17 protein-coding genes are annotated in these 18,554 nt (G+C 61.6%); 4 read left to right on the top strand and 13 right to left on the bottom strand.

Annotation, left to right across the window (positions count from 1 at the left end; translation table 11 throughout):
- Positions 1-43 precede the first annotated feature (43 nt).
- Positions 44-229, bottom strand: a complete 186-nt coding sequence (locus GSQ75_RS03385) for a CsbD family protein (RefSeq protein WP_158753099.1) — start codon at positions 227-229, stop codon at positions 44-46.
- A 149-nt stretch (positions 230-378) separates the two neighbouring features.
- Positions 379-765 (bottom strand): response regulator, encoded by a 387-nt coding sequence (locus tag GSQ75_RS03390; RefSeq protein ID WP_158753100.1) that lies wholly within the window; start codon positions 763-765, stop codon positions 379-381.
- A gap of 628 nt (positions 766-1,393) precedes the next feature.
- Between GSQ75_RS03390 and GSQ75_RS03395 the strand changes: the two genes are divergently transcribed.
- Entirely contained in the window at positions 1,394-1,618 is a 225-nt protein-coding gene (locus GSQ75_RS03395; RefSeq protein ID WP_158753101.1) for a hypothetical protein, read from the top strand.
- A gap of 251 nt (positions 1,619-1,869) precedes the next feature.
- Here GSQ75_RS03395 and ssb read toward each other — a convergent pair whose 3' ends face one another.
- Positions 1,870-2,388, bottom strand: coding sequence for a single-stranded DNA-binding protein (ssb, locus tag GSQ75_RS03400; protein ID WP_158753102.1), 519 nt, complete (start codon positions 2,386-2,388; stop codon positions 1,870-1,872).
- A gap of 300 nt (positions 2,389-2,688) precedes the next feature.
- Here ssb and GSQ75_RS03405 point away from each other — a divergent pair, with 300 nt between their 5' ends.
- Entirely contained in the window at positions 2,689-3,504 is an 816-nt protein-coding gene (locus tag GSQ75_RS03405; protein WP_158753103.1) for a hypothetical protein, read from the top strand.
- Between the two features lie 26 nt (positions 3,505-3,530).
- On the opposite strand, the gene GSQ75_RS03410 is transcribed toward GSQ75_RS03405, so the two are convergent.
- Positions 3,531-3,905 (bottom strand): DoxX family protein, encoded by a 375-nt coding sequence (locus GSQ75_RS03410; RefSeq protein ID WP_158753104.1) that lies wholly within the window; start codon positions 3,903-3,905, stop codon positions 3,531-3,533.
- A gap of 138 nt (positions 3,906-4,043) precedes the next feature.
- Here GSQ75_RS03410 and GSQ75_RS03415 point away from each other — a divergent pair, with 138 nt between their 5' ends.
- Positions 4,044-4,265, top strand: a complete 222-nt coding sequence (locus GSQ75_RS03415; RefSeq protein ID WP_158753105.1) for a hypothetical protein — start codon at positions 4,044-4,046, stop codon at positions 4,263-4,265.
- 122 nt (positions 4,266-4,387) lie between these two features.
- On the opposite strand, the gene GSQ75_RS03420 is transcribed toward GSQ75_RS03415, so the two are convergent.
- From GSQ75_RS03420 to GSQ75_RS03430, 3 genes are all read right to left on the bottom strand, one after another.
- Entirely contained in the window at positions 4,388-5,590 is a 1,203-nt protein-coding gene (locus GSQ75_RS03420; RefSeq protein ID WP_158753106.1) for a DUF2252 family protein, read from the bottom strand.
- Between the two features lie 189 nt (positions 5,591-5,779).
- Positions 5,780-7,699: an AI-2E family transporter gene (locus tag GSQ75_RS03425; protein ID WP_158753107.1), complete on the bottom strand. Its 1,920-nt coding sequence runs from the start codon at positions 7,697-7,699 to the stop codon at positions 5,780-5,782.
- Between the two features lie 254 nt (positions 7,700-7,953).
- Positions 7,954-9,213: an MFS transporter gene (locus GSQ75_RS03430; protein WP_158753108.1), complete on the bottom strand. Its 1,260-nt coding sequence runs from the start codon at positions 9,211-9,213 to the stop codon at positions 7,954-7,956.
- A gap of 119 nt (positions 9,214-9,332) precedes the next feature.
- On the opposite strand from GSQ75_RS03430, the gene GSQ75_RS03435 reads away from it, so the two are divergent.
- Positions 9,333-10,256, top strand: coding sequence for a LysR family transcriptional regulator (locus GSQ75_RS03435; protein WP_158753109.1), 924 nt, complete (start codon positions 9,333-9,335; stop codon positions 10,254-10,256).
- Positions 10,257-10,295: 39 nt separating this feature from the next.
- On the opposite strand, the gene GSQ75_RS03440 is transcribed toward GSQ75_RS03435, so the two are convergent.
- The 6 genes from GSQ75_RS03440 to kdpB all read right to left on the bottom strand — a co-directional run bounded on the left by GSQ75_RS03440 (position 10,296) and on the right by kdpB (position 18,554).
- The gene (locus GSQ75_RS03440) at positions 10,296-10,991 is read right to left on the bottom strand and encodes a response regulator (protein ID WP_158753110.1); all 696 of its coding nucleotides are present in this window, start codon (positions 10,989-10,991) and stop codon (positions 10,296-10,298) included.
- Entirely contained in the window at positions 10,988-13,675 is a 2,688-nt protein-coding gene (locus GSQ75_RS03445) for a sensor histidine kinase KdpD (RefSeq protein ID WP_158753111.1), read from the bottom strand. The genes GSQ75_RS03440 and GSQ75_RS03445 overlap by 4 nt, the downstream gene beginning before the upstream one ends.
- A 40-nt stretch (positions 13,676-13,715) precedes the next feature.
- Complete coding sequence (gene kdpC / locus GSQ75_RS03450) at positions 13,716-14,300, bottom strand: potassium-transporting ATPase subunit KdpC (RefSeq protein WP_158753112.1); 585 nt, start codon at positions 14,298-14,300, stop codon at positions 13,716-13,718.
- 69 nt (positions 14,301-14,369) lie between these two features.
- On the bottom strand, positions 14,370-16,070 hold the full coding sequence (locus tag GSQ75_RS03455) for an outer membrane beta-barrel protein (RefSeq protein WP_158753113.1): 1,701 nt from the start codon (positions 16,068-16,070) through the stop codon (positions 14,370-14,372).
- 75 nt (positions 16,071-16,145) lie between these two features.
- On the bottom strand, positions 16,146-16,364 hold the full coding sequence (locus GSQ75_RS03460; protein WP_158753114.1) for a hypothetical protein: 219 nt from the start codon (positions 16,362-16,364) through the stop codon (positions 16,146-16,148).
- Positions 16,365-16,481: 117 nt separating this feature from the next.
- On the bottom strand, positions 16,482-18,554 hold the full coding sequence (gene kdpB / locus GSQ75_RS03465; RefSeq protein WP_158753115.1) for a potassium-transporting ATPase subunit KdpB: 2,073 nt from the start codon (positions 18,552-18,554) through the stop codon (positions 16,482-16,484).

Consider the following 18,554-nt stretch of genomic DNA (forward strand, 5'->3'; position numbering starts at 1 on the left):
GGCCGGTCAGACTTCGACCGGCTTTTTTTGCGGTGCGACTGACTCAGCGCTTCTTGGCTTCATCGCGGGCACGATCAGCAGCCTTGCCGACGGCGTTCTGGACTTTGCCAGCATTCTTCTCAACGTTTCCCGCTACTTCTTTCGCCTTGTTGCCAGTCACTTTGCCGACCACTTCTTTGATGGCGCCTTTGACTTCATGCTTGGTGCCTTCGGTTCTGTTCTTGTCCATGACTCTCGACCTCTTAAAACCGCGAGTGTGCGGTGGCGAAAATATAAAAGGTGATTCGTCTCGGACCCGTGAAGCTGACGATGTGAAGCATGCGCGCGTTCATGCATTCCCTGTCAAGAAATGCGACACGCATCGATGAACGTCGATCATCAGGTGTAAGCATTCACCTGAGCACGTGCCTGCTTGATGGCGTGAAGCAGTTTTTCTGATCCGAACGGCTTCCGCAGAAATATCGCCCTTGCCGGAAAGTTGGCCATTTCGCTTCTTGCATCGGCTGATACGATCGGGATCGCAGCATTTGGCTGCATTTGCTCCGTGATATGAGCCAAGTCAATGCCCGACTTCGGGCCGGCCAATAGACCGTCCACGATGAGAACATCGATATGGTAAGCAGCCAGAAAGTCACACGCTTGAGTGAACCCATCCGCAGAAAGCACTTGGGCACCTGATTGGCTTGATAGCAGCATCTGGATGGATTCACGCACGCAAAAATCGTCGTCAACGATCAGAACGACCCATCCCACGCCCGAATCCATATTCCGAACCTAAGGCAGGCCGGTGCCCGGCTGTCGCTTCACACTATTCGCTTATACAGGCATCCGCTCACAGACTTGCACATTGCCTCTTGCGCTCTGTTGACAGTTCAAGCGTACTAATCGCGCTAGGCAATTTTATTGCCGGGCCGCTCTGTTCGCGAAGACTTCACGAGCTCGGAAGCATCGTGCGCGACACGAGGAGAGATTGCGATGCTTCAACTTGACCCACCCATTCCAATGAACACACCGAAGGGCGAAGGATTCGCTCATTTCGTCATTGACTATGGCCCCGAATCCGATCTTTATTGGACCGTTCTAATCACGGAGACGGGCGAAATCTGGACCTACGCGAACCGCCATGTCCGGGCCTCCAAAAACATCACGCTGGGTCGCACGAATCCGTCGATGCCCACCACTTTTGGTTCGGAGCCTGTACCGATAAGGCCCCGTGGTCTGGATACCCCAGATCGGTCGTGAGCCCGCAGGAATACGACAACCAGTGATCACCTCCAGAGAACACTGGACGTTCACTGTTGGTGAATGCGTGGGACTTAAGAGATCACCCCACTTTGATACGCATTCCGGCATCGTCGCCCATCCTCAGCATGCGATCGACAGAGAGGCGCACATGAACGAACGAAACGCCCGCGCAGAACACAACACGCAGTATTCGGTGCCACCCATATTTGATGGCGATCTTGAGTGGGGTGCGGAGCGCAATGAAATTCGAAATTCCGGCAATGGTTCAGCTGCATCGAAACGCCCGGCATTGAACTCCAAAGACGAAGTCAAGAATGGCAGCGAAGCAGGCGAACGGAACCAGGCAAACGAAAAGTCGCACGAGCCAAGTTGACTCGCTCCAGACTGTAATTGCAGGGCGCCGGCAATCGATGTCCTTATTCTGAGTAGCACACGTGGCTTTAAACCCCGGACGTCACAAGCGCCGTCATTGAAGGGGCGGCATGCTATGTCGGCTTTTGAATGCGCGGCTTCAATTTAACGAACTCTCGATGCCAGAAACGATGTGAAAACGCCCAGTCTGGAAAAGATAAGCCCCCGATTTCTCGAGGGCTTATAACAACACAACAAAATTATAGGTGTTCGCTAAAACGGAATTTCATCGTCCGCAAAGCCACTGTCAGCCGGCGGTGGCGCCTGCCGCTGTTGGCTGCCATGGTCATCGCTGCCGCGTGAGGAGCCGCCATAGTTGCCGCCACCCTGGCGCTGACCACCGCCACTAGCCTGCGGGCGCTCGCGCTGGCCACCACCACCGCCGCCACCGCCCTCATTGCCGCCGAGCATCTGCATCTCGCTGGCGATGATGTCGGTCGAATATTTCTCGACGCCGGCTTTGTCGGTGTACTTGTCGGTGCGCAGCGAGCCTTCGATATAGACCTGCCGGCCCTTCTTCAGGTACTCGCCGGCGATCTCGGCCAACCGGCCGAACATCTTCACCCGGTGCCACTCGGTGCGTTCCTGCTTCTCGCCGCTCTGCTTGTCGGTCCAGCTTTCCGAGGTGGCGATGCTCAGCGAGGCGATCGCGGTACCGCTGGTGGTGTAACGCACCTCGGGGTCGTTGCCGAGGTTGCCGACAAGAATCACTTTGTTGATGCCACGTGCCATGGGATGTCCTCTGTTGAGCCGGCCGTACGTAAGGGGTAGTTACGGCCGGAATGGTGAATCTGGCTGACTATCATAACCTCGCCGGCCACCGAGTCCACCTCGGAAACCCTGCTCCGGCGTGGGTCGACTCCGACGCGGATCGTCTTCTGCGGAAGGCAAGCACCGCACGGGTTCTGGCGAAGCTTGCCCGTCGCCCGTGCATCCACGGGCCGGATCCAGCCGTATCTACTCCTGCAACCCCTGCCGCGACGGGCGCTTACGCCCGGATGCGGCAAACCCCATGGCTGCGGGAGTATTGCCTTGACGATGAGACACCATCGGTGCGCCTGTGCGCTTGGACTGACACTGGCGTTGGCCGCCTCCCTAAGCGCACTGGCCGGAGCACCCACCTCTGCCGATGCGGTTCACCAGGCCGAAGGCAAGGCTTTCGCCGGCTCGGATGAGCACCTGATGTACCTCGAATCGCACTGGTTGTACGACGACGGCGGCAATCCGTCCCGGCTGGTGCTTTACCGCTGCCCGGACGGCAAGCCGTTCGCACGCAAGCTGATGCACGACGACGGCAGCGCGCAGGCGCCGGATTTCCAGCTGGACGACGCGCGTCATGGCTACCGCGAAGGTGTGCGCAGCGCCGGCGGCAAACGCACCGTGTTCGTGCGCGACAACACTGCCGCCAGCGAACGCACGGCGGCGCTGGCCATGTCGCCGACGCCGGTGATCGATGCCGGCTTCGACGCCTATATCCGCGACCACTGGGACAAGCTGGGAATGAACGGCAGTGACATGGTGCCGTTCCTGATCCCCAGCCGGCTGGGCACGCTGAACTTCAGCGTGAAGCGGATGGCCGATACCCAGGTGAACGGCCATAACGCGCGTGAGTACCGCCTGAGCCTGGCCAGCTTCATCGGTTTCGCCCTGCCGCACATCGACGTGGCCTACGACGCCAGGACACGCGAACTGCTGCGCTTCGTCGGGCTGGCCAACATCCGTAGCGACAGCGGCAGCAACGTGCGCGCGAAGATCGTGTTCGACCCGGCGCAGGACAAGAATGTAAGCCGCGCCGATCTCGACGCGGCCATGAAGATGCCACTTGACGGGCGATGCCATATTCCATAAGCGGGCGTGCCTCGCATTCCTGCAATTCACTCTGCGCGTGGACGCGTCGCGCGCCAGATCCACACTATCAGCAGGATCTGCAACGGCAAGCGTATCCATAGCAGGGTCAGCCACAAGGCAGATGCGTGCGCAACCTGGGCATTCAGCAGCATCTGAACATTCGCGGGAAATACCGCCAGGCACAGCGCGATCAAGCCGTACCGTGCATAACTGCGTGTGGCATGCCACAGCACGCCAAGACCACCGGCGACCTCGCACAGGCCGCTGACGATGACGAGTGCACGATGCCAGGGTAGCCACGGCGGCATGATGCCTTCGTAGTTGGCGATGAACAGGAAATGGAACATTCCGGCGATCATGAAGAACAGCGCGAGCAGCCAGTGGGATAGATTTCGTTTCATGGACAGCTGCTGAGGGCGGGTCATCGTTGCATTGAAGCAGATCGCGACCATTCAAGAACATTCCCAAGTGGGAACGTCGGCCATGATCTTCCGTCAACTTTTACAACGCTGTCACCGCAACAAGGGCAAGCTGTACCCATGATCATCTTCGATATCCCCTATTCACCCGCGAATGGCAGGTGGGCCGTGCAAGTGAGCAACGACGGCCACCCCGAATTCAAAACCCGTATTGATGCCATCAGGTTCGCCGTCGACAGAGCCCTGAAGGCACAGCAACGCGGCGACAGTGCGCTGATTACCATCGAGGGCGTCGACGGACGACGGCGTGCGTTCGACCATGAGGTAAAGGGCGTCGCCTAGGCGCTATTCGACCCAGACGAATGCATGCTCGAATGCGGTGGCCAGCTCAGGCTTGGCATGCGCCCTTTGAAGAGCTCGCATTACGTTATGGATCGAGATCTGAGTTAAGGAGCTCCGCGAGCTCAAACCGGGTTTGCAAACAGACGACAATGCTCAAGGTAGCCACCTTCGTGCGCCTTCACCAGTTCGACCACGCTCTTCCAGAGCCAGGATGGCGTATCAATCGTTTTCGGCCGATTGCGGCCAAGCTCTTGCAGCCATCGCTCCCGATCATCGTTCTCCATCTGGTGCGCGTGCGCTCGCCCGACGATATTGCCCAGGTATGCGGCCACCTCCATCGCCTGGTCATGATTCAGATGCTCAATGTCGATTTTCAGATCCTGCGGCAGTAACTCCCTCAGAAATACCGATTTACCTTGAATGCGTCCGGCAAGCATTCTTTCGCCGAGATTGGGCGCCAGGTGGGCTGCTCCCTGGATGATTCGTGATGCATTGTCCTTTGGCATTCGAGCCCCTTTCGCCCTCGGCGCGGCGGCGCGAACGGCTTCCTTCACGTCGATCAGGCAGAGGCTGCTTTCCGGGTCCTTCGATTCACCGACTCTCAGCAGAACGGCATACCTGAGAAGCCCGAGCGAACTGCAGCCTTTGACCCAATACGCTGCGTCCAGCATTTCCACCTTGTCCTTCGCATTGCGATGGCTCAATGAAGTGGCAAGCAGCCGAACTTCCTCGGTAGCCATGAGCGCCTTGAGCTCCGTTCGTTCGGCGTTTGAGATAGGCCAGTAACTTTTCGATAGCGGGATATTGGGTTCAAGACCCTCGATGCGTTCGGCGGCCAGGTGCTTCCATTTGCGCCGCATGGCGCGCCGCATGACCGGCTTGATCGTGTCCGGCCGCTTGCATATCGTCTTGCGGCTACCGGGTTTTCCGCCAAGTGCCAATTCGTAACCGAGAGTGAGCTGCTCCATCATTTTCGCAGTTACCACGCCAGGCAGGTCGGACCCGCGCGCCGCCATCGCCAATGAGACCCCAAGCCGAATTAGGTCGTGGGCAGGATTGCCGATGACCGTCTGGTCCAGATCGCGGATCTGGACATTAATGTTGCCGTCTGCGTCCGCTATGGGGCCAATATTGCTGACATGGCAATCACCACATATCCATACGGGAGGACCTTGCGGCAGCACGCGATCGGACGCTTCAAGCCACTCATAGAATTGAACCGTATTGCCGCGCACATAGGCATGCGCAGACTTCGCCATCTTGAGATTGCGCAGCTCGGCAAGCTTTTCATCACGATGTAAAGGGCTTGGAGACTTCTTGCTCATTTGCGATCGGCCTGAGGCTTCGACGATGTGGCTTCCAATTTGCCGATTCGATGCCTCGGAATCAGGCATGATCGCCGTTGGGTCACAGGCTCATTGTCCAGTTCACTATGTGAAAGAACTGCTTGGATGGCCGGCCGCTTGAGCATCACGTACCCTTACACCACAGCCTCTGGCAGACGGCCTCAGACCCTATCGTCGAGGGCTCCGGGTACCATCCGGGAAGCGGGCAATCGCATGCTGCGCCGCTTCTTCGAACGAGCTTGCCAGCTGATTGACATCGGGGCTGACCGTGACGGGCTCCGCTGTTGCCAGCAGTTCCGGAAGTTGCACGGCGATGATGCATGCCTCGGGAAACCGGTGGCGCATTTCCATCGCCACCGAATCCCCACGCTCCCGATACCCGGCCGGGACAGCGCTGACGATGTAGACCATCGAGACCCCGTTCGGTGTGGCTTCCGGTGGCGGCTCGGCCTCAAAGGCTTCGATGTCATCCATCGTAAGGTGGCGTGCGTCGATGCCGAGGTCGCGCAGGATGCGGACGAGGATTTCCGTGACCAGATCATCCACAGTGGAGCCGAGGCCCACGCAAAGCACCACCGATCCCGGGGCCACAGCCAGTGGCCCCTGCCAGCGGCCACTGGCGTCCACGCGTTGCTGACGCAGAAGATGGCCGAGACTGGAATCGTCGAGGACGGAAACACGACGATTCCAGCGGGAACGCTGGCGCGTCTCGCTGCCGAGCGCATCGATGACCCTCACGATCGCGCTACGAACCTTGACTTGCTGCCCGGGGCTGATCGCACCCTGGGTCAGATCGATGCGGGCGAGCTGCAAGGCCGGCAGCAGGACCACATCGCAGTACGCGGCGAACGATTTGCGTTTCAGGAAGATGCGCGCGTCGGCAATGATCTCGTCGGCATCGCCCGAGAGCACTCGCTGGTAGAACCGTTGCGGCATCGTCAACGCCGGCGTATCGCCGAGCAGAATGTCCAGCAGGTTCAGTGCCCTGACATGGCGCCCAGCGACCACCAGGCACAGGGTCAGTGGCGTCGACACGATCAAACCGATCGGCCCCCACAGCCAGCTCCAGAAGATCGCCGCGACCACCACCGCCAGCGGCGACAACCCCGTGCTATGTCCATACAACTGTGGCTCCACCAGTTGCGCGGCGACGGTCTCGACCACGGCGTACAGGCCCAGGGTCATCAGCATCAGCGACCAGCCCGGACCGACCGCCGCCGCGAGCACGGTGGCGAGAATCGCCGCGATCCAGACCCCGACATAAGGTACGAACCGCAGTACGGCCGTGAGGGCCGCCCACAACGGCGCATCGGGCAGGCCAATGATCACCAGCCCCAACCAGATCACCGCACCCACACCAAAGTTGACCGCGAACTGCGAGACGAAAAACCGCGACAGGCGCTCGCCGGCATCGTTGATCGCCGCCGTCGTGGCGCGCAGATCCGTGCCGCCGGCCAGGCGGATAAAGCGATCGCGCAAGGCCTCGTGCTCCAGCAAGACAAACAGCAGGACGACCAGTACGATGCCCGCCGTCTGCAGTGGCACCCAGATCGATGAGAGGATCCGCGTGATCACCGCGATCGGACCCGCTGGTGGTGCATGCACTTCGACCGGGATGATGCTGGTCGAAGAAGCCAGGCGCTGTTGAACGTCGGCAGATGCCGCCGGCTCGTCGGTGCTGCGATCGTTGAACTGGCCCATCATCTTGCCCGCTTCGCCCTGCATCAGCTCCATGCGGCCGATGGTCATGCTGCGCAGCGTCTGGGCCTTGGCGTGGATCGTCGCCTCGTATTGCGGAAGACTCCTGGCCAGATGCACGACCTGCGAGCCCATCACCGTCGCCAGTCCCACCAGGAACATGGCCAGCGCAAGCACGGCGATCAGCACGGACGGCGTGTGACCCAGCCCGAGCCGGCGCAAACCACGCATCAATGGGGCGATCAACAGGCTCAGGATCAGTGCGAGGGTGATCGGAACCAGCACTTCCCTGCCGAAGTACAGCAGCGCCAGCACGGTGGCACTGGCAACAATAGTGATCCCACGATTCGTGGCCGAGGTGACCGGCAACGGATCAGACTCGGAAGACATCGGACAACCCCTCGCCTGTGTGGTTTATGTAGACGTCTTGTAAAAGCTGCCGGCGTGCCATTACTCGATCAAACCGACGCGCAGCTTCAACGCGCCCCGACAGGATCTACCTTAGCAGCCGGCACTGCACAACGGACGCTACATCATCTGATGCAGCACCTTTGACCGCTTGGCGTGGAACCTCGTGTATCGCACCAAAATCTGCTTCGCCCTGCAAGCTGATTTTCGCATTGCATCCACCCCGGCTGCCTGCCTCAGTTCATAACCGGGCTGCGCCGCGCAATCATGTCGCGGATAAATGCCAATACGCTGAAGACCAGACAAAGCATGCAGATACCGGCCCATCCGGTGACCGCCCAAACCACTCCGGCGCTTGCTGCACCGATGCCGCCCCCGATGAAGAACACGCCGACGAAGAGACCGTTCAAGCGGCTGCGCGCTTCCGGGTCAAGCATGTTGATGGCGCGTCGACCGAGCGTCTGGTCACCAATGGCGCCTGCATCGATGATGATCGCAGAGGCCACGAGCAAAGCCAGCGCCAGATCCCGATGCGCCACGATGTTCAGGCCAAGCCAGCCTGTGCCGGCAATACCGGCAAGCACGCTTCCGGCGAGCAGGCAGACATGCGCGATGGGCATGCCGACTGCGCTGTAACCACGGTCGCCGGCGCTGCCGGCCAATGGCGCAACAACGGTACCCGCCACGCCGGCAAGTGCGAACAACGCCACGCCGTTACTGCCGAGCGAGAATGGTGCCTGCACCAGACGCAGGGCTATCCCGGTCCAGAAAGCGCCAAAGGCGGCCATCACGATGGCAGCGGAATATGCATAACGACGCAGCACTGCTTCGCGCCGCCAGAGCGTCCATAGCGATGTGACAAGTGCCCGATACGTCTGGCCGCTTGCTGGTTGGCGCAACGGCAGCCAGTGCCACAGCGCGATGGCGAGCAGCGCATCGAGCCCCGCGAGAATGCCGTAGAACGCCCGCCAGCCCAATGTGCCTGCCACCACGCTGGCCAGCGGCCGCGAGAACAGGATGCCAAGCATGACCCCGCTCATGACATTGCCCACCGCACTGCCACGATGATCCGGGTGCGCCATCGCCGCCGCCAAGGGCACCAGGATCTGGATCGCACACGATGTCGTGCCAGCAAGGCAGACAGCGAACAGAAACAGTGACGCTGTCGGCGCCATAGCGGCGAGTGCGAGCATCAACGCACAGCAAGCCAGCGTCATGACGGTGAGCCGACGATTTTCCAGCAGGTCGGCGAGCGGCACGAGGAAAAGCATGCCCACGGCATAACCGAGCTGCGGAAGCATCGCGATCAATCCCGTGAGTGACGCCGGCAGGTGCAATGCCCGGGCGACGGGCCCCGTCAACGGCTGCGCTGCGGTGAGGTTGATGATGATGATGCTCACGGCGAAAGCGAACAGCGCGGTCAAGGGGCCGGTCAATGGGGCTATCGGCGCAAGTGCCTCCCCGATGGCGAGATGGTGCGGAGAGTCGAATCGCATCGTGAAGGCCTTTCCAAGCAAGAGGCTTTCGATGTTAAATACACACAGATAATGCAGCAATTGAATAATACTCATAGTTATTATGCGTATTAATCAATATCCTTGGACAGGCCAGCCCGATGAACACCCGTGACATAAGCGCTTTCATTGCCGTCGTCGAAACCGGCTCGATCGTGCAGGCGGCCGCGACGATGCATCTCACGCAACCCGCCGTGACACGTCGAATGCAGAGCCTGGAGATGCTGCTTGGCGTCGAGTTGCTGGACCGGCAGTCCAAGCCATTGCGTCCAACCGCAGCTGGACGCGAGGTCTACGAAAAGGGACGCCAGCTGCTGCAGGCCGAGGCGGACCTGATGGCGCTGGTCCGCGAGGATGTCGAGCCATCCGGCGAGCTGCGGCTCGGCATGCCGCCCTATCTTGCCGACATGACGCTTGCCACACCGGTGGATTGCCTACGCAAGTGCTTCCCGCGACTCACCTTGCGCATCCAGACCAGCTGGTCGCAGAGCCTTGTCGAACATATAGAGCAAGGCATGCTGGATGCTGTCGTCGTCGGATTCGCGGAAAACACGGCACCACCGGCTGGCATGACTGCCCACGCATTCAGCCGCCAGCCGATCAAGGTTGTCGCATCACCCGCCCTTAATCTGCGCACGCGGGTCAGCCTGAAGGACCTTTCCGCCTTTCCCTGGGTTCTCAGCCAGAACGGTTGCGGCATGCGGTCCGCACTGCGCCGTTCGATGGAAGCGCAAGGCCTGCCTTTCGACGTCGCGGTGGAAGCGATCGGCGCCGACCTGCAACTGTCCCTGGTATCGCGTGGCGCCGGTGTCGGCATGATTACCGCCGACCTGCTCGCAACGAGTGCGTACCGAGAGAAACTAAAGGTGCTTAGCGTAAGCGACTTCAAGTCCAATATCGTTGCATGGCTCATCCATCGCCCGTTGCCGCCGCGGCTTAAAGCGCCGGTTGCGCTGTTGCTACAAGAACTGGAGAAACTGGCGCGCACGCAACCCGGCGCATCGCGTGTTAAAAAGCAGGCCTGAAATATTCCTGGCCGCCAGCGGATACCCGTTTCTGCGACTTCAACCGCCGCCAAGAAACCGATAGCCCACCCCGGGTTCGGTCTTCAGCCAGCGCGGCGTGACGGGATCGTCACCGAGCTTCTGGCGCAACTTGCCGAGCACGATGCGCAGATAGTGTGTGTCCTGCACATGGGTGGCGCCCCACACTTCGCGCAACACTTGCTGTTGGGTCACCACGCGACCGCTGTGGCGCAGCAACAGGGCCAGCACGGCGTATTCCTTGCGGGTGAGCGACAGCAGCGCACCGTCCAGATGCACTTCGCGGCGCGCCATGTCGACCGCGAGATGGCCGTCGTCATAGCGTGGCGGCAGCTCCGGCTCGCCGGGGCGGTTGCGCAGCAGGGCGCGCAGGCGCGCCATCAGCTCCTGGATGCCGAACGGCTTGGTCACGTAATCGTTGGCGCCGTGATCGAGCGCGCGCACCTTCTCGTCCTCGGCATCGCGCACCGACAGCATCAGCACCGGTACCTGGCTCCACTGGCGCAGTTCAGCCAGCACGTCGTGGCCTTCGCGATCGGGCAGGCCGATATCGAGGATCACCAGATCGGGCGATTGCGTGGCGGCAAGCGCCAGCCCGTCCGCCGCATTGGCCGCCAGCAGCACCTCATAACCTTCTGCACGCAGGCCGATATCGAGGAAACGGCGGATCTGCGCCTCGTCGTCGATCACCAGGATGCGTGGAGCGGCTGAGGTCATGGACTCGTGTCGGGCGGCGGTGGCAGTGGCAGGCTGATGCGGATGGTGGTGCCGATGCCGTCGCCGGGCAAGGCCTCCACGCTGCCGCCATGCGCGCCGATCATGCCACGGCAGATCGCCAGGCCCAGTCCGGTGCCCTGTGGAGCCCGATCACCACGTGATACCGAGTAGAACATGTCGAAGATGAGCGCCCGCTCCTCTTCCGGTATGCCAGGACCGCGATCGCTGACGTCGATCAGCAGGCGTTCGCCGTTGCTGTGCACACTGACCCGCACCGGCTCGTCCGGCGGCGAGAAGCGCGCGGCGTTCTCCAGGATGTTGAACAGCGCCTGCTCGATCAGCGCCGGATGCACATAGAGCAGCACGGGCTCGCATGGCGCCACCGTCTCCACGCGCAGATCGGGAAACAACTTGCGAAGCCTCGTCACAGATGCCGCGACGATCTCCGCGCTGTCGGTCCAGTCGCGGTTGAGCTTAAGCGTGCCGTGGCCGAGCCGGGTCATGTCGAGCAGGTTCTGGATATAGCGATCCAGCCGCTGACCTTCACCGAGGATCGCCTCCAGCAATTCGCGGCGCTCTTCCGGCGGCAACTTCTGTTCATAGCTGATCAGCGTGCCGGCCGCGCCGATCATCGAGGCCAGTGGTGAACGCAGGTCATGCGACACCGACGACAGCAGCGCGTTGCGCAGGCGTTCGGTCTCGCCCTGCACGCGCGCGCCTTCGAGTTCATCGGAAAGCCGTGCACGTTCCAGCGCCTGACCGATGTCCTGCGTCATCGCCAGCGCGAGGCTGCGCTGATCCGGATCGGGCTCGCCCATCGCCGGATCGAAACGCAGTGCTACCGCCCCCAGCGGATGGTTTTCGCTGCCCAGCGGCAGCACCCAGCTCGGCGCGCCGTTCAAGGTGTCGGTATAGCGACCGGCCTGCTCGCCATGCCGGTCGCCCCAGTCGGCCGCAGCCAGATCCTGGGCAGACAGCGCGCGTTCCGGCGGCACGCTTGCCGCCACCCGCAACACCTGCTCCGCATCGCGGGCAAGGATGGCCGCATCGCAACGCAGCGCATGTGCCAACGCCTTGCTGCCGACATCACGGATGCCGCTGGCATCGGTGCTGGTGGTCAGTTGCTGGCCCAGCGTAAGCAGTGCACGCGCCTGCACGTGCGCGCCACGCAAGGATTCCACCTGACTGGCCAGTCGCGTGGCGAGACGGCTGCAGACCAGCGCCGCCACCAGGAACAAGGTCACCGCCAGCACGTCGTCGAAGCTGGAAATCTCAAGCGTGTAGCGCGGCGGCGCGAAAAAGTAGTTGTAGCCGAGGAAACACAGGATCGCCGTATAGACGGCCACCGACATGCGCGTGCGCACCGCCACCACCAGTACCGCGGTGAGGAAGATCAGCGACAGGTTCGCCACCGACAGATAGCGGTCGGCGATAAACGCCAGTCCGAACGCAACCAGGGTGGTGAGCGTGGCGTAGATGTATTCGCTGCGCGAACCGCGCGCGGAAGGCTGCGGCAGGCGCAAGCGGCGGCGCGCCTTCGCCCGCTCGCTCGGCGTGGCGATGATGGTCAGCTCAAGATGCGCGCCACGGCGCAGCAGCAACTGGGTCAGCGAGCGGCCCAGCATGCGCGCCACCACCCGCTCGCGGGTGCGGCCGAGGATGATCTGGCCGACGCCCTCGCGATCGGCGTGCGCCAACAGTTCATCGGCGATCGCATGGCCGCGCAGGATGATCGTCTCGCCGCCGAGCCGGCGCGCCAGCCGCATCGCGGCATCCCGCCGCTCGCGCCGTGCAGGATCCAGTCGCGCGCCGGTATCGACGAAAGCAACGCTCCATGGCGCTCCGCGACGCTCGGCGATACGCCGCGCCACGCGCACCAGATATTCGCTCTGCGCATGGCCGTCGATCGCCGCCAGCACGCGGCGGCGCACCGTCATCGCGCTGCCGCGCGCCAGCATGTGCTCGCGCAGGTCGCTGTCGACGTGGCCGGCGATGGTGTCCACCGCCAGCTCGCGCAACGCCGCCAGATTGGTCGGCGAGAAGAACGCGTTGAGCGCCGCCGCTGCTGTCTCCGGCACGTAGACTTTGCCCTGCTTCAGCCGGACGATCAGTTCGCGTGGCGGCAGGTCGACCAGCACGATGTCGCGCGCACGATCAAGGAACACGTCCGGCACGGTTTCGCGCACGGTGACGCCGGTGATGCGCCGTACCTGGTCGTTGAGGCTTTCCAGGTGCTGCACATTAAGCGCGGTGTACACCTCGATGCCGGCATCGAGCAGCTCGGCGATGTCCTGCCAGCGCCTTTCATGGCGACCACCAGGCAGGTTGCGGTGCGCCAGCTCGTCGACCAGCAGCACCGCTGGCTTGCGTGCCAGCGCCACGTCAAGATCGAACTCGGTGAAGTCGCGCTCGCTGCCGTCGGACGACTTGTAACGCACCGGGCGGCGCGGCAATACCTCCAGGCCTTCCAGCAAGGCCGCGGTTTCGGTACGGCCGTGTGTCTCGACCACACCAACGACCACATCCACGCCCTGCCGCTTCAGCTCGCGCGCGGCGGACAGCATCGCGTAAGTCTTGCCGACGCCGGGCGCGGCGCCGAGAAAGATCTTCAGCCGATGGGTGCGCTCGTCGTGTTCGGTGCTCAGCAGGGCATCGGCACGTGCTTCGCGGGAAGGTTCACTCATGCGCTACCCAGTTTCGGTGAATGACGCTACGTTAGCGCGATCAGCTGCCGTGCGTCTGCGGCGCGTCCAGCGCCAGGTTGAGCTGCAGCACGTTGACCCGCGGCTCGCCGAACATCCCGAACTGGCGCCCGCTGGTGTATTCGTTCACCAAGGCCTGCACCTGTGACGTGCTAAGCCCGCGCACCTTCGCCACCCGCGCGAGCTGGTACTGCGCCGCCGCCGGGCTGATCTCCGGATCGAGGCCGCTGGCCGAGGCGGTGACCAGATCCACCGGCACCGGTGCGGTGTTGCCTGGGTCGGCGGCACGCAGCGCGGCGATGCGCTGCTTCACCGCGTCGGTCAGCGCCGGATTGGTCGGCCCCAGGTTGGAGCCACCGGAGTTGACGCCATTGTTCGCCTGCGGCGTGGTCGCCGACGGTCGACCCCAGAAGTACTTCGGGTCGGTGAACGACTGGCCGATCAACATGGAACCGATCGGCTTGCCGTCCTTCACGATCAGGCTGCCGTTGGCCTGCTGCGGAAAGACCAGCTGAGCCAGCCCGGTGGCCACCAGAGGATAGGCGACCCCGGTAATCAACGTCATCAGCAGCAGCAACATTAATGAATTACGTATCAACCTGCTCATTGCATCACCACCAGTTGGAAATCAAAAAAGCTGACGGGTCATCAGCATCGTCTCGCAGACGGACCCTGCTCAGAAATGAAAGATGATGTCACCAGACAGAATCGTCTCGCGGGACTTGTTCGGAGCAATGCCAGCGTTCGAATTTCCGTTGAATGCATCGCCGTTCAGAGAATGGTACGTAGCGATTTCCGGCCGCACTTCGAGTTGCGGCGAGAAAAAGTGTTGCCAACCAAATGCGAAGTTCACATAACGAGTTTTCACGCCCGTACGTTGGCCATTCTTGTCCCAGAAGTACTCGGGCCGGAACGAAAAGTTGTCCAAGGGATCTGGGCTGTAGTTGAGATAGGCAACAGTGGCCAGCGTGCTGGCCCGGCACGTCAACTGCGTGGCACTGGCGCAGATCGCCAGATCGGGGGCGTTGTACGGAATGAATCGTGACGAGAACGGCGCCCCCCCGTTTGCATAGATGGTTTGCACATCGCTATTGAGTGCGTTGGGAACGCGGTTCTCAAAAAGGTCATAGGCCTCGTAAGAAACATGCCAATGCTCATCGAACGTATGGTAGAACGTGAAGCCATACCACTGCAGATTGTTGTAACCATATCTTCCCGAGTTGATTGCATCCGCGCATGGCATAAAGGCGGTCTTGCCATCGTCGCTGAGATAGCGAACGCATGCCGACACCGACGGCATCGAACCCGGATCCGTCTTGAAGGTCGAGTTCGGATAGAGCGGGTTGTATCCAACTTGGCCGGGGCCGGTACCTGGGACGTTCGGATACGGGTTGTTCAGCGTTTGATTCAAGTGCGTCGGAAATGCCTCGGTACCGTCCGTCACGCCGAGTAGCACGGTCCAGTTCTTGTTGACAGCCAAGGTACCTTCCAGACCGGTGTTGGTGTAGTTATCGAACGAATAAGTCATCGAATGCGTGTACATGTAGTTGTTTGGCGCGAGCTGTGCTTCGATATCCGGTATGGAAATGAAGCGTCCGAAACGCAGCATCAGACCGTCGGCGACCCAAGGAATGTAGATTTCGCCATACATCATCGGGAAGTCGTAGCCATTGACCTTGTTTTCGTCCAGCAATTGGTAGCTGGCCAACCCATACGACGTGGTGTAGCGGTAGTTTTCGCCATACAACACCGAAAGGCGCATGCCCCAATCGATGTGGTCGGTCTGCACCGTGTCGGGGAAACGATCCAGATACAGCACGAACTGGTCAAATTCCAATGTATTAGGCGTATACGCATACGCCGCTGGCGCATTACCACCGGGCTTTGTCGTACTCGTGCTCAGGTTGCCGCCACCATTGACCCAGCCATAGAGCTGGAAATTGTTCCGAGTGAGCCAATCGCCGAAAGCAGTGTTGCCCAGTGCGGTCATCAACGGACTGTCGACCGAATTCGGGCGCGTCACACCTAATGATGTGGTTCCGCCATAGGGCCACTCGGTAAACGGCATCGGGGGTGTTGTCTGCGCGGCCGGCGCCCAATCTGCGCGCCTCGATGCAGGTGCCTTCGGGTCCGCGGGGGCGGCTGGCTGGCCCCACTCAAGCTTGTAGTAGTTCGTCAGACGCATCCAGAAACTCGTTCCCAGGTAGTCATTGAGGCAGTCGAAATTCTTGTAGGGGTCGCAATTACTGCTACCCAGCGGTACTTGTGCCGGTATCGATGCCGACGCGGTGACCGCCGACTGTGGCGCTGCCATCGCATACCCGGTCGGAATCATTGCCAACAAAACAGCGGCAGCCAGTGTTTTCTTGTACTGCATGGTTTTTCCTTGCACTCCGGCAACACCGGACTTTCTTCGATTGAGATGGTTGATGAAAACCGCACGATGCGGCTGTCAGATGCCGGCGTATCCGCCAAGCACATAGTCGTCCTCGACACTGCTTGCCCCGTCAGGGGGGCTTGCCGCAGCGATGGTGACCGTGGCTGGTTCGCTGCGCGGCCGCAGCGGCAGCGCGATCACCACGTCGCAATCGGAGTCGTTGGCCGACAGGCGCAGCTCCATGTCGGGATGGGTGTCGTCAGGAAGGGATACAGAAAGTTTCAGCGTTTGCATGACATAGCTCCATGAAGAGAAACCATCATCCCAGCGGGGCCCGGATCCACATTCGGTGATGCAGGAGGCTGCCGAGAAGCGATTCCGGCCTTCGCCGGAATGACGAGCAAAAAGAAATCAGGCCAGTCCGCACAGGACCAGCAACATGTCGATAAGCTTGATGCCGAGAAACGGCACCACGATGCCGCCCAGGCCGTAAATAAGCAGGTTGCGGCGCAGCAGCGCACCGGCGCCGAGCGCGCGGTACTTCACGCCCTTCAGCGCCAGCGGGATCAGGAAGATGATGATCAGCGCATTGAAGATCACCGCCGACAGGATCGCGCTCTGCGGCGTCGCCAGGTGCATCACGTTGAGCGTGTTGAGCGTCGGATAGGTGGTCGCGAACGCGGCGGGAATGATCGCGAAGTACTTGGCAATGTCGTTGGAGATCGAGAACGTGGTCAGCGAGCCACGGGTGATCAGCATCTGCTTGCCGATCTCCACCACCTCGATCAGCTTGGTCGGGTTAGAGTCGAGATCGACCATGTTGCCGGCCTCTTTCGCGGCCTGCGTGCCGGTGTTCATCGCTACCGCCACATCGGCCTGGGCCAGCGCCGGCGCATCGTTGGTACCGTCGCCGCACATCGCCACCAGCCGGTTCTGCGCCTGGATATCGCGGATCAGCTTGAGCTTGGCTTCCGGCGTGGCCTCGGCGAGGAAATCGTCGACGCCAGCCTCCGCTGCAATAGCGGCAGCCGTGAGTGGGTTGTCGCCGGTGATCATGATGGTCTTGATGCCCATCCGGCGCATCTCGGCGAAGCGCTCCTTGATGCCGCCCTTGACGATGTCCTTCAGCTCGATCACGCCCAGTGCCCGCGGACCTTCGGTGACGATCAGCGGAGTGGCGCCGCGCCGCGCGATGTCCTCGGCCATGCGCTTGACCAGCGGCGGCAGGTGGCTGTTCTGCGCCTCCAGATGTTTCTCCACGGCATCGAGTGCGCCCTTGCGGATCTGCCGCGTACCAAAATCGACGCCGCTCATGCGGGTCTGCGCGGTGAACGGCACGAACTGTGCGTGCATCGCCTCGAGCTGCTGTTCGCGCAAGCCGAATTTCTCCTTCGCCAGCACCACGATGCTGCGACCTTCCGGTGTTTCGTCGGCCAGCGAGGCCAGCTGCGCGGCTTCGGCCATGATCTTTTCATCGATGCCCGGCGCCGGATAAAACGCCACCGCCTGGCGATTGCCCAGGGTGATGGTGCCGGTCTTGTCGAGCAGCAGCACGTCTACGTCGCCAGCCGCTTCGACTGCACGGCCGGAGGTGGCGATCACGTTGGCGCGGATCATCCGGTCCATGCCAGCGATGCCGATCGCCGACAGCAGTGCACCGATCGTGGTCGGGATCAGGCATACCAGCAGCGCGATCAGCACCGTGAGAGTGATCGGATGGCCGATGCCCGCCGCCTGCACGCTATAGATCGAATACGGCAGCAAGGTGGCGCAGGCCAGCAGGAAGATCAGCGTGAACTTCGCCAGCAGGATGGTCAGCGCGATCTCGTTCGGCGTCTTGCGCCGTTTGGAACCTTCCACCATCGCGATCATGCGGTCGAGAAAACTCTCGCCCGGATTGCTGGTGATGCGCACCACCAGCCAGTCCGACAACACCTTGGTGCCGCCGGTGACCGCGCTGCGGTCGCCGCCGGATTCGCGGATCACCGGTGCGGATTCGCCGGTGATCGCGCTCTCGTCCACGCTGGCTGCACCGACCACCACTTCACCGTCACCGGGAACCTGCTCGCCGGCCTCGACCAGCACGTGATGGCCGGTACGCAGTTCACTGGACGGCATGAAGGTAATCGTTGCATTGCGATCGGCCGATGCCAGCTTCTTCGCGATCACATCCTTGCGCGAACTGCGCAACGCATTGGCCTGCGCCTTGCCGCGGCCTTCCGCCAGCGCCTCGGCAAAATTCGCGAACAGCAGGGTGAACCACAGCCACAGGCTGACCCAGAAGATGAAGCCGGTCGGCGCCTCGCCGTGGCCGGCGAGCGCCTGCACCCACAGCAACGTGGTCAGCACGCTGCAGACGAAGACGACGAACATCACCGGATTGCGGAACTGCAACCGGGGCGACAGCTTGCGGAACGAATCGGCCATCGCCGTGAGAACCAGCTCGCGGCTGAAGCCACTCGCTGCTTGAGTTTGTGCGGTCAT

It is taken from the genome of Dyella sp. S184 (genome assembly GCF_009766065.1).
GTDB lineage: Bacteria > Pseudomonadota > Gammaproteobacteria > Xanthomonadales > Rhodanobacteraceae > Rhodanobacter.